This is a genomic window from Microbacterium sp. ZW T5_56, from assembly GCF_044987425.1.
Lineage (GTDB): Bacteria > Actinomycetota > Actinomycetes > Actinomycetales > Microbacteriaceae > Microbacterium.
In genome coordinates, this window is record NZ_JBJDRI010000043.1 from 25,649 (window position 1) to 36,265 (window position 10,617).

Sequence of the window (10,617 nt, forward strand, 5' to 3'; positions counted from 1 at the left end):
GGCCCGGGAGATCACTCTCCCGGGCCGTTCACGACACGATCACTTGCGGTAGTTGGGCGCCTCGACGACGATCTGCACGTCGTGCGGGTGGCTCTCCTTGAGGCCGGCCGCCGTGATGCGGACGAACTTGCCCTTGGCCTGCAGCTCCTCGATGGTGCGCGCGCCCACGTAGAACATGGACTGACGCAGGCCCCCGACCATCTGATAGGCGACGGCGGCGACCGGACCGCGATACGCCACCTGACCCTCGATGCCCTCGGGGATCAGCTTGTCGTCACTGGGGACGTCCGCCTGGAAGTAGCGATCCTTGGAGTAGGACGTCTTCTTGCCACGCGTCTGCATCGCACCGAGCGACCCCATGCCGCGGTACTGCTTGAACTGCTTGCCGTTGACGAAGACCACGTCTCCGGGCGATTCGTCGGTACCGGCGAACAGCGAACCCATCATGACGGTGTCCGCACCGGCGACCAGCGCCTTGGCGATGTCACCGGAGTACTGCAGACCGCCGTCGGCGATCACCGGAACGCCCGCGGGCTTCGCGGCCTTGGCGGCCTCGTAGATCGCCGTCACCTGCGGGACGCCCACACCGGCCACCACGCGGGTGGTGCAGATGGAACCGGGACCCACGCCGACCTTGACGGCGTCGGCACCGGCATCGACGAGCGCCTGCGCGCCCTCACGCGTTGCCACATTGCCGCCGACGATGTCGATCGCGTCGAACGTCGAGTCCGCCTTCAGGCGCTTGATCAGGTCGACCACACCGGCGGAGTCGCCGTTGGCGGTGTCGACGACGATGACGTCCACACCTGCATCGCGGAGCGCCTCGGCACGCTGCCAGGCCTCCCCGAAGAAGCCGATGGCCGCGCCGACACGAAGGCGGCCCTGCTCATCCTTGGTGGCGAGCGGATACTTCTCGCTCTTGTCGAAGTCCTTGGTGGTGATGAGGCCGGCGAGCTTGCCCTCGTCGTCCAGCAGTGGGAGCTTCTCCACACGGTGCTTGGCGAAGATCGCCAGCACGTCCTCGGCGGGGATGCCCACGGGAGCGGTGATGAGCCCCTCGCTCGTCATGACATCCTTCACGCGAGTGACGGAGTTGTCGCTGACGAAGCGCATATCGCGGTTGGTGACGATGCCCACCAGGTGCCCGGTCTCATCGACAACGGGCAGACCCGAGATGCGGTACTTGGCGCAGAGCGCATCCACCTCGGCGATGGTGGCGTCCGGAGTGGTCGTGATGGGGTCCGAGATCATCCCCGACTCGGAGCGCTTGACGCGGTCCACCTGCGTGGCCTGGTCTTCGATCGACATGTTGCGATGCAGAATTCCGATGCCGCCCTGACGAGCCATCGCGATGGCCATGCGCGCCTCGGTCACGGTGTCCATCGCCGCCGAGAGCAGGGGGGTGGCGACCGTGATGCGGCGCGTCAGTCGCGAGGAGGTGTCGGCCTCACTCGGGATCACATCGGTGTGCCCCGGCAGCAGGAGCACATCGTCGTAGGTCAGTCCGACGAAACCGAAGGGATCATTCTGTTCCATGTACGGGGAGCTCCTCTCGCGCCGATGGGCGCAGATCATGCGGGGGTCAACGGCGACGGCTACGGGCTGGTGACCCGTTCTGATGATTCTAAGCGTCCGCGGGGAGCGAAAAATTCCCGGCGTGGCGCGGTCCAGTCCACTCCTCCAGGCCACTTGGCTTTTCGCTCCGCAACGAGCCATTTCGATTGCAATCTGTCCACAGAACGCCTCAATGCTGGATCAATTGCTCACTGGCGTCTACGCTCGTCGCAATCAGTGTCGATGCATCCCGATGCTTCGCGCCCGACACGAAGGAGGGTTCGTGGGCTCCACGACTCCCATGGCCAGGCCCCGCCGTAAGTGGCAGGTCCTGTTCATCGCTGTGATCTTGGCCGCTGTGGCCGTGTTCGCATCCGTATTCGCCGCAGCCGGCAGTGCTCGTGCTGACGAATCCCCCGACGGACAGACCGTCACGGATTTCGTTGTCAAGGGATTCATCACCTATGAGGAGAAGCCGCTGGAGGGCGTGAAGCTCTCGATCGACGGAAACGGCTTCTCCGGCGAGACCGAGACCGATGCCGAGGGCGCCTGGACGCTGTACGTGCCGGAGAAGGCCGAGTACACCCTCACCGTCGACGAATCCACCCTGCCCGACGGTGTGATCGTGGCCGACGGCTCTGAGAAGGAGGTGGTCTTCAAACTCACCAACACCGTCCGCATCAACATGTTCCTCGGTGAGGGCGAGCGGGTCACCGAGTCCTTCGCCGATCAACTGCTGGTACGCATCTCCAACGGCCTGCAGTTCGGCCTGCTGCTGGCGCTCGCCGGCATCGGCGCTGCCCTGATCTACGGCACGACCGGACTGTCGAACTTCGCACACGGCGAGCTGGTCACGTGGGGCGCTTTCGTGTCGCTGGTGTTCACGTCCTTCTGGAGCCTGCCGCTGTGGGCCGGGCTCATCGCCGGTGTGATCGGCGGTGCAGCACTCGGGCTGGCGTTGGATGCCGGACTCTGGCGGCCCCTCCGACGACGAGGACTCGGTGTGGTGCAGCTCATGATCGTGAGCATCGGCCTGTCGCTGACGCTGCGCTACGTGATCCAGTTCTTCATCGGGGGTGGCACCTTCCAGCTGGAGGGCGCGAACATGGCGCCGATGAAGTTCGGTCCGATCGCGCTGAGCTGGGTCGACATCATCAGCATCGTCGTCTGCATCGTGTGCATCGGCGCGGTGGCGTTCTTCCTGACGCGCACGCGGCTCGGAAAGGCCACGCGCGCCATCTCCGACAACCCCCAGCTCGCCGCAGCCTCCGGCATCAACGTTGACCGCGTCATCCGCATCGTGTGGGTGATCGCCGGCATGCTCGCCGCGGTCGCCGGCATTCTGTGGGCGTACTACCGACCGGGCATCACCTGGAACATGGGCACCGGCATGCTGCTGCTCATCTTCTCCGCCATCACTCTCGGCGGCCTCGGCACGGCCTTCGGCGCACTGGTCGGCTCACTCATCATCGGTCTGGTGGTCGAGGTGTCCACCCTGTTCGGCGTGCCGAGCGACCTGAAGTACGCCAGCGCCCTCGTCGTGCTGATCATCATCCTCCTGGTACGGCCGCAGGGTCTGCTGGGCCGCAAGGAAAGGCTGGGCTGACGGATGAACATCCTGAGCATCCTCAACGATGCGGCAAGCTATCTGCTGCAGCCGACCACGCTGGCGTTCGCGCTGGCGGCCACCGGCCTTGCCGTGCACTTCGGATTCACCGGCCTGCTGAACTTCGGCATGGCGGCCTTCATGGCCCTCGGCGCATACGGCTACGCCATCTCCATCGTGAGCTTCGGTCTGCCCTGGTGGACCGCCATGCTGGTGGGCATGCTGGCTGCCGCCGTCTTCGCGGTGGTGATGGGAATCCCGACGCTGCGATTGCGTGCGGACTATCTCGCCATCGTCACGATCGCGGCAGCGGAGATCGTGCGCTACCTTTTCCTCACCGAGAGCTTCACCGACTTCACGGCCGGTTCCGGCGGGCTGAGCGGATACGCGCGCGCCTTCATCGACGCGAGTCCCCTGGCCGCGCTGCCCAGCGACATGAGAATCGGCTTCGGCCCGTTCAGCTACACGCCCAGCCAGCTCAGCACGATCCTGTTCGGTCTGTTCATGCTGGCGATCGCCATCCTGCTGGTGTGGGCGCTGATGCGCAGCCCCTGGGGCCGCGTCATCAAGGGCATCCGCGAGGACGAGGATGCTGTACGGTCGCTCGGCAAGAACGTCTTCGCCTACAAGATGCAGTCGCTCATCATCGGTGGCGTCATCGCCGCGGTGGGAGGCATCGTGTGGGTGATGGGGTCGGCCACAAGCCCCGGTCTTTACACCACGTCCACCACATTCCAGATCTGGACGATGCTGCTCCTCGGCGGTGCAGCCACCATCTTCGGACCGGCACTCGGCGCCGTCATCTACCTGGTGGCGCAGTCGTTCCTGTCCGGCCTGCTCAGCGGGCTGGCGAAGGCGGGCCTGCTCCCCTTCACCGACTCGCAGGCCAAGGTGCTGGTGCTGATCCTGCTGGGTCTCGTGCTGATGCTGATCGTGATCTTCCGCCCGCAGGGCATCCTCGGCAACAAGAGGGAGCTGACCTTTGTCAAGTGAGAACACCCCGGGAGCCGCGGCAGAGCCCGCGCCCGTGACCGGAAGCATCAAGCGCCCGAAGACCGTGATCGGTCTCGAGGGTGCGGCAGCGCCCGGCGTGAAGAAGGCGGACCCGATCCTCGTGATCGACAACGTCACGCGCCAGTTCGGCGGTCTCACCGCTGTCGAGGTGGATCACCTGGAGATCCCCCGTCACGCGATCACCGCGCTGATCGGACCGAACGGTGCCGGCAAGACCACGCTGTTCAACCTGCTGTGCGGCTTCGACAAACCAAACACGGGTCGGTGGGCGTACGACGGCACCAATCTCGCCGGCGTTCCCTCCTACAAGGTCGCTCGCATGGGGCAGGTGCGCACCTTCCAGCTCACGAAGGCGCTGTCGCTCTTGACCGTGCTGGAGAACATGAAGCTGGGGGCGCCCGGCCAGCGCGGGGAGAAGTTCTGGACGGCGATGCTGCCGTGGCTGTGGCGCGGCCAGGAGCGTGAGATCGAGGCAAAGGCGAAAGATCTGCTGGTTCGCTTCAAGCTCGACGCCAAGGAGCAGGACTACGCGGCCTCCCTCTCGGGCGGTCAGCGCAAGCTGCTGGATATGGCGCGCGCACTGATGAACGACCCCAACCTCGTGATGCTCGATGAGCCGATGGCCGGCGTGAACCCGGCGCTGACGCAATCGCTGCTGGATCACGTGCTCGACCTCAAGGAGCGCGGGATGACCGTGCTGTTCGTCGAGCACGATATGCACATGGTCCGTCACATCGCCGACTGGGTGGTCGTGATGGCCGAAGGCCGCGTGGTGGCGGAGGGTCCCCCCGAGACGGTGATGGATGACTCCGCCGTCATCGACGCCTATCTCGGCGCTCATCAGGACGTGGATCTGGGTGTCGTGACCGGACGGGTGCCCGGCGAACTGGACACGTCGGCCATCAAACTGTTGGACGAGATCGAGGCCGCTACGGAAGCCGCCGCCGCCGAGGGCGAGCCCGAGCGGCGCGGCGAAGAGGAGCAGAAGTGAGCGAGAACGCATCCGACGTCGTCGTGCAGATGAAGGACGTCCACGCCGGGTATCTTCCCGGGATCAACATCCTCAACGGTGCGAACCTCGTGGCCCGCAAGGGCGAGCTGATCGGCATCATCGGCCCTAACGGTGCCGGAAAATCGACGCTGTTGAAGGCCATCTTCGGCATGGTCAAGGTGCGCGGCGGTGAGGTCACCGTGAACGGGGAGAGCATCATCGGCCTGAAGGCCGACAAGCTCGTCTCACGCGGCGTCGCCTTCGTCCCGCAGACCAACAACGTCTTCCCCTCGCTCACCATCGAGGAGAACCTTCAGATGGGGCTCTTCCAGAACCCGAAGGCGTTCGCGGAGCGGTTGGAGTTCGTCACCGGTATCTTCGCCGAGCTGGGTGCACGTCTGAAGCAGCGCGCCGGATCGCTGTCCGGCGGCGAGCGGCAGATGGTCGCCATGAGCCGAGCGCTGATGATGGATCCGTCGGTGCTGCTGCTGGATGAGCCTTCCGCCGGCCTCAGCCCGGTGCGACAGGATGACGCCTTCATCCGCGTCAGCGACATCAACAAGGCGGGCGTGACCACGATCATGGTGGAGCAGAACGCCCGCCGCTGCCTGCAGATCTGCGACCGCGGCTACGTCCTGGATCAGGGCCGCGACGCCTACGAGGGCCCAGGGCGCGAGCTGCTCGTGGATCCGAAGGTCATCGCCCTCTACCTCGGTACCCTCGCGGAGGACGCCGCCTAGCCCCGTTGGGAGATGGAAAACGCACCCCCGATTGCGATCGGGGTGCGTTTTCCATCTCCCGGTGCGCTCAGGCGAACGTTTTCGCGTATGTCACGGAACGCCCGGTCTCCACGAATCCCAGGCTGCCGTAGAGCGCCTGGGCGCCGGTGGGACTTGCGTCGTCCACATCCAGCGTCGCCCTCGCGATCCCGGCTGCGTGCATGTCGCGCATGCTCCACGTTAACAGCGCCTTCGCGATCCCCCGGCCGCGCCATTCGCTCAGCACTCCGAGTTCATCTACCGTCGCGAAGGGGTATCCCGTGAGCGCCCATTCGTCCTCATCGGTTTCGACAGTGATCGCCCCGACGACAACCTCGGTGTGATCCGGCAACGTCGCCACAGCGACGGCGCTCCAGCCGGGGCGGAAGTCGTCCGATTTCTGGGCTTCGTCCCACTCCTCGCGCGAGGTCGGCTGGCTTCCCCAGTGGTCGCGAAACGCGGCGTTGATCGCGGCGCGCGCGGGTTCCGACCAGCGAGCGGCATACGGTTCTATCCGCAGGGCGGGGTCGAGCCTCACCTCCGGGATCGTCATCTCCAGGTCACGCTCCATCTCCAGCCACCACCGCGCCGGGACGAACCCCGCACGAGCGAAAACGGCGCGCTGTGCAGCGGCCTCGTGCTCCACCAGCGCGCTCAGCACTCCGGGAAGGCGCAGCGGAGAGCCCGCCAGGTGTTGCAGCCCCCTCCCCTCCTGCCACGCCAGGAGCTCGCTGCCGATGCCGCGACGGCGGTGTTCCGGATGCACATGACCGTTCAGGTGAACAGTCGCGATGGCCTCACCGCTGGCTTCGAAGTACGCCTCGCCGTAGGCCACCACCCGGCCCTCCACATCCACCGCAACGATTCCGTCCAGCTCCGGATCGAAGCCAACAGCGTCGAATCGACTCGCGATGTCGTCGAGATCGACGGCGCTGTCCGGGCTGTCGACCGCATTCACCGCGACCTCCAGGTCAAGCAGCGCCGGGAGGTCTGCTCGAGTCGCCGGGCGCCACGATAGGCCCGGCACCGGAGGTGGCGACACCAGAACCTCGGGACCCGTCACCCGCTCGGAGAGCGGTGAGGCGGGCAGCGAGCCAGCGCCGGCGGAATCAGACGTGCGATCGAGCATCATGTGCGTCCTTCATGGAAGAGGCCGATGGGGATGCCGAGCGTAGCAATACGAATTCTGGAAGTCGGATGTGAGCGCCGCACACCGCGTACAACGCGAGATGCCCCCGGTGAAGCACCGGGGGCATCTCGGGTGAAGCGTCTCAGTCGATGCGCTCGTACTGGTTGTCAGCCTTGTACTCGTAGACGCCGATGGCGGCAGCCTGCGGGTCGCCGGCCTCGTCGAAGTCGACGTCGCCAGAGTAGCCGTTGTAGTTGGCCACGCCACCGTCGTTGATGATCTTCGCGCAGTCGGCGAACGAGGTGCACTCGGTGCCGTCGCCGGAACCGCCCGAGACCTCCTGCATCTTGGCGGCAACGTCCTTGCCGTCGGTGGACTTCGCAGCCAGCGCAGCCAGCGACATCAGCACGACGGCGTCGTAAGCCTCAGCCGCGTACGTCCAGTCCTCGACCTTGGGGTTTCCGTCCGCGGTCCAGTTCGCCTGCAGGCGCTCGGTGAAGTCATCCGGCAGCTTCGGGCCGGCCTTCGTGCCCTTGGCGCCGGTCATGTCGATGGAGATCGCATCGGCACTGCCCGCCACGTACTGCTTCAGGTTGCCGTCCACCAGGTAGAAGTCCTTGGCCGTGAAGCCGGCGTTCACCAGCAGCGGGCCGATGGTCTTGAACTGGTCGTAGCTGACCACGGCGATCGCGTCGGGCTTGGCAGCAGCCACCGCGGAGACCTGCGAGTCGAACTGTGCGTCACCGACGTTGAACGACTCCTGCGCAACGACCTTTCCGCCGCTGGCCTCGAAGTTCGACGCGATGGCCTCGTTCAGACCGGTGCCGTAGGCGTCGTTCTGGTAGATGATCGCGAGGTTCTTCTTCTGGTCGTCGGCCATGACGCCGGCGAGCACCTCACCCTGGAGGAGGTCGCTGGGGGCCGTCCGGAAGTACAGGCCGTCGTCGTCGATGGTGGTGAAGTCCGGCGACGTGTTCGACGGCGAGACCTCGACGATGTTGGCCGCGACGTTCTCCGGCAGGACGATCTTCGTGACGGCGGACGATGCCGCACCCACGAGACCGGTGATCCCGGCGTTGCGCAGCGTGGTCATGCTGGCGTCGTACAGCTTGGAGTCGGTGTCACCCTCGTCGCCCTCAGTGAGGTCGATGGTGATGCCGGCCTTGGCCTCGTTGACTTCCTTGACGGCGAGCGAGGTGCCGCCCGACATGGGCGGGCCGAGGAACGCGAGCGAACCGGTCTTCGGCAACAGCGCACCCATCTTGAATGTGAGGTCCTGGGTGCTGCCCGAGCCCTCGGAGGGTGCCGCCGTCGATTCGCCGCCGGACGAAGCGGAAGGAGTGTCGCTGCTGCCGCCGGTGCTGCATCCGGCCAGCACGAGCGCGGACACTGCTGTCAGCGCCAGCCCGGCGAGCACCCGCGTGCGGCGCTTTCGCGTGAATTCGTACATAGTGTTCCTTTGCTCGAAACATGCGCGTCGTGCAATGACGCATCCGGATCGCTCCGGGTTTCCTGAAACACTATGGTGCGCGGGGGCTCGCGTGCGTATCAGACTGCTAACGATCCACAGCTTCGGCCTCGGCGCGCGCCACGGACGCGCGAGCGCGTCGTCCCGCCATCAGCGAATCGGTGACGAGGATCACGACCGCCACCCAGACGATGCCGAAGCCGATCCACCGCTCCGGCGGCATCGGCTCATGCAGGAGGAAGACGCCCACCAGGAACTGCAGGATGGGGGCGGCGAACTGCAGGATGCCGACCATCGTCAGCGGGATGCGGCGCGTGCCGATCGCGAACAGAAGCAGCGGCACCGCGGTGGTGATGCCGAGCCCCGCGATGAGCGCCACATGGCCGATCCCGCCCACACCGATCGTGATGCCGGAGGTGATGGCCACGACGACGAGCTGAATGATCGCGACCGGCAGCAGCCACACCGTCTCCAAGGTGAGGCCGCTGACCGCGTCCACGCTGGGCCCGATGCGGTTCTTCACCAGGCCATAGAAGCCGAAGGAGAACGCCAGGCCGAGAGAGATCCACGGCATCTCGCCGTAGCCGATCACGATGACGATCACCGCGAGCGCTGCGACACCGATGGCGGTCCATTGCAGCGCGCGCAGCCGCTCATGCAGCGCCAGGACGCCGAGCAGCACCGACACGATCGGGTTGATGAAGTAGCCGAGGCTGCTCTCCACCACCTGCCCGCCCTGGGCTGCCAGCACGAACAGCTGCCAGTTGATGTAGACGAGACCACCGCCGAGCGCCGTGAGGGCGGCGAGCTTCGGGTTGCGGAAGACGGCGATCACCCGCGACCAGCCCCGGGTGATGGCGAGTGCCACGAGACAGAACACCACGGAGAACACGATGCGCCAGGCGACCGTCTCCCACGCTCCGGTGGGCGCGAGGATGAGGAAGTAGATCGGGAGGACTCCCCACAGCAGGTAGGCCGAGAGGGTGCTTAGAAATCCAACGGTCTCGTCGCTGGTACGACGCTGCGCGGATGCGCTCATCACTGCTTCCTCCGGGAGTCGATGACGGGGGTGGGTGCGGTCTCGATGCGCTGCATCGGCCCGGTCGCGGTGGTGGGGATACCGCGCGCGAGTCGTCGTTCGCGCCGGCGGGCGCCGAGGGTGATGAGACTGTCCACCACCAGCAACGCCACCGCCGCCCACACGATTCCGAATCCGAGCAGCCGCTCGGGCGGCATCGGCTCCCCGAGGATCACAGCACCGGCCACGAACTGGATGATCGGCTCGATGAACTGCAGGATGCCGAGATAGACCAGCGGAACCCGACGCGTCCCAGCAGCGAAGAGGAGCAGCGGGAGGGCGGTGACCACACCCGACAACGGCACCATCGCCGTGTTGAGCGGACCTAGCGTTCCCCACTCGAGCCCGCGCGTGAGGGCGATCACCACGAGCTGGATCACCGCGATCGGCAGGGTCCAGAGAGTCTCCAGGCTCAACCCGCTGACCGCATCGACCCGCGCGCCGATCTTCTTCTTCACGAAGCCGTAGACCCCGAACGTCACGGCCATGAGCAGCGCCATCCACGGCACCGTGCCGTAGATCACCGACAGGACCACGACGGCGACGAGCGACAGCCCGAACGCCGCCCACTGCAGGGGGCGGAGGCGTTCATGGAAGAACACGATGCCCAACACCACGGAGATGATCGGCGTGATGAAGTAGCCGAGGCTGGAATCCAGCACGTTGCCGGTGGTGGCCGCCAGGGTGAACAGATACCAGTTCAGGTAGATGATCCCGGCGGCAAGCCCGCACAGCAGCAGCACACGTGGTTGGCGGATCACGGCCACGATGTTCGACCATCCGCGGGTGACGGCGACCAGGATCGCACAGAACAGCAGGGAGAACACCACACGCCAGCCGACGATCTCGTCGGCCTGCAACGGCATCAGCAGCAGGAAGAAGAGCGGAACGATCCCCCAGAGCACGTAGCTGCCTGACGCGTAGAGGATTCCCTTCCCGCGCTCCTCCGCCGGCGCGCGGTCCGTCATCACCTCAGCAGTCTACGGCTCCCCCTACCCCCGCCCCGCCCCCGCTCCCAT

Annotated in this window: 9 protein-coding genes; 4 read left to right on the forward strand and 5 right to left on the reverse strand. The window is 66.0% G+C overall.

Features of this window, described 5'->3' with window-relative positions; all coding sequences use genetic code 11:
- Positions 1-39: 39 nt before the first annotated feature.
- Positions 40-1,536 (reverse strand): IMP dehydrogenase, encoded by a 1,497-nt coding sequence (gene guaB / locus ACI3KU_RS16850; protein ID WP_404923484.1) that lies wholly within the window; start codon positions 1,534-1,536, stop codon positions 40-42.
- Positions 1,537-1,855: 319 nt separating this feature from the next.
- On the opposite strand from guaB, the gene ACI3KU_RS16855 reads away from it, so the two are divergent.
- From ACI3KU_RS16855 to ACI3KU_RS16870, 4 genes are read left to right on the forward strand one after another with little or no spacing between them, the layout of a single operon-like run.
- Complete coding sequence (locus tag ACI3KU_RS16855; RefSeq protein WP_404923485.1) at positions 1,856-3,160, forward strand: ABC transporter permease subunit; 1,305 nt, start codon at positions 1,856-1,858, stop codon at positions 3,158-3,160.
- Between the two features lie 3 nt (positions 3,161-3,163).
- Positions 3,164-4,153, forward strand: a complete 990-nt coding sequence (locus ACI3KU_RS16860; RefSeq protein ID WP_404923486.1) for a branched-chain amino acid ABC transporter permease — start codon at positions 3,164-3,166, stop codon at positions 4,151-4,153.
- Entirely contained in the window at positions 4,143-5,165 is a 1,023-nt protein-coding gene (locus ACI3KU_RS16865) for an ABC transporter ATP-binding protein (RefSeq protein WP_404923487.1), read from the forward strand. The genes ACI3KU_RS16860 and ACI3KU_RS16865 overlap by 11 nt, the downstream gene beginning before the upstream one ends.
- Before the next feature lie 29 nt (positions 5,166-5,194).
- Positions 5,195-5,905 carry an ABC transporter ATP-binding protein gene (locus tag ACI3KU_RS16870; protein ID WP_404923491.1) on the forward strand — a complete coding sequence of 237 codons (711 nt, stop codon included), beginning with the start codon at positions 5,195-5,197 and terminating at the stop codon, positions 5,903-5,905.
- 67 nt (positions 5,906-5,972) lie between these two features.
- On the opposite strand, the gene ACI3KU_RS16875 is transcribed toward ACI3KU_RS16870, so the two are convergent.
- From ACI3KU_RS16875 to rarD (ACI3KU_RS16890), 4 genes are all read right to left on the reverse strand, one after another.
- Positions 5,973-7,055 carry a GNAT family N-acetyltransferase gene (locus ACI3KU_RS16875; RefSeq protein ID WP_404923488.1) on the reverse strand — a complete coding sequence of 361 codons (1,083 nt, stop codon included), beginning with the start codon at positions 7,053-7,055 and terminating at the stop codon, positions 5,973-5,975.
- A gap of 139 nt (positions 7,056-7,194) precedes the next feature.
- Complete coding sequence (locus ACI3KU_RS16880) at positions 7,195-8,502, reverse strand: ABC transporter substrate-binding protein (protein WP_404923489.1); 1,308 nt, start codon at positions 8,500-8,502, stop codon at positions 7,195-7,197.
- A 106-nt stretch (positions 8,503-8,608) separates the two neighbouring features.
- Positions 8,609-9,559: an EamA family transporter RarD gene (rarD, locus tag ACI3KU_RS16885; protein WP_404923490.1), complete on the reverse strand. Its 951-nt coding sequence runs from the start codon at positions 9,557-9,559 to the stop codon at positions 8,609-8,611.
- A complete protein-coding gene (gene rarD, locus ACI3KU_RS16890; protein WP_404923493.1) occupies positions 9,559-10,566 on the reverse strand; it encodes an EamA family transporter RarD in 1,008 nt (335 codons plus the stop codon). Before rarD (ACI3KU_RS16890) ends, rarD (ACI3KU_RS16885) begins: the two co-directional genes overlap by 1 nt.
- Between the last annotated feature and the right edge of the window lie 51 nt (positions 10,567-10,617).

What these genes read in the sequence shown, in the direction of transcription:
- guaB (WP_404923484.1), bottom strand. Translation starts at nt 1,536, where the DNA reads ATGGAACAGAATGATCCCTTCGGTTTCGTCGGACTGACCTACGACGAT.
- ACI3KU_RS16855 (WP_404923485.1), top strand. Translation starts at nt 1,856, where the DNA reads ATGGCCAGGCCCCGCCGTAAGTGGCAGGTCCTGTTCATCGCTGTGATC.
- ACI3KU_RS16860 (WP_404923486.1), top strand. Translation starts at nt 3,164, where the DNA reads ATGAACATCCTGAGCATCCTCAACGATGCGGCAAGCTATCTGCTGCAG.
- ACI3KU_RS16870 (WP_404923491.1), top strand. Translation starts at nt 5,195, where the DNA reads ATGAAGGACGTCCACGCCGGGTATCTTCCCGGGATCAACATCCTCAAC.
- ACI3KU_RS16875 (WP_404923488.1), bottom strand. Translation starts at nt 7,055, where the DNA reads ATGATGCTCGATCGCACGTCTGATTCCGCCGGCGCTGGCTCGCTGCCC.
- ACI3KU_RS16880 (WP_404923489.1), bottom strand. Translation starts at nt 8,502, where the DNA reads ATGTACGAATTCACGCGAAAGCGCCGCACGCGGGTGCTCGCCGGGCTG.
- rarD (WP_404923490.1), bottom strand. Translation starts at nt 9,559, where the DNA reads ATGAGCGCATCCGCGCAGCGTCGTACCAGCGACGAGACCGTTGGATTT.
- rarD (WP_404923493.1), bottom strand. Translation starts at nt 10,566, where the DNA reads ATGACGGACCGCGCGCCGGCGGAGGAGCGCGGGAAGGGAATCCTCTAC.